Source organism: Pseudoalteromonas ostreae (assembly GCF_018069805.1).
GTDB lineage: Bacteria > Pseudomonadota > Gammaproteobacteria > Enterobacterales > Alteromonadaceae > Pseudoalteromonas > Pseudoalteromonas ostreae.
In genome coordinates this window covers 1-304 of sequence record NZ_JAGPYN010000094.1, presented here as the reverse complement: position 1 = coordinate 304, position 304 = coordinate 1, and the positions used below count along the sequence as shown (strand labels likewise).

Annotated in this window: 1 pseudogene; it reads right to left on the bottom strand. The window is 44.1% G+C overall.

Going from position 1 to position 304, the window contains the following annotated elements:
• A pseudogene (locus J7338_RS20900) lies at positions 1–182 on the bottom strand (IS21 family transposase); the annotation flags it as partial.
• Positions 183–304 lie beyond the last annotated feature (122 nt).

The window sequence follows — 304 nt, the reverse complement described above, 5'->3', positions numbered from 1 at the left end:
GTGATGGTCAGTGTGGGGCCACAATAATCCACAAACAGCTTTTCACCGCCTTTATGATGCTGACGCATCGACAACCGTTGTTTTCCTAACCATTGCCGATAGGCGCGGCAGAAGTGGCTGTAGCTGTAATAAGGCTCACCGACTTTCTCATGCAATTCATCGAATACTAACTGCAACGTCAAATGTTTGTGCTGCTTTAAATCCTTATTGATGGTGAGCCAGTCAGGTGTTGGGTATCTTTTTTGACGGGTTGAGAAGTCCCTGATTTTTGTATTAAGAAAAGTACTGTGTTGCTTATCTCAGT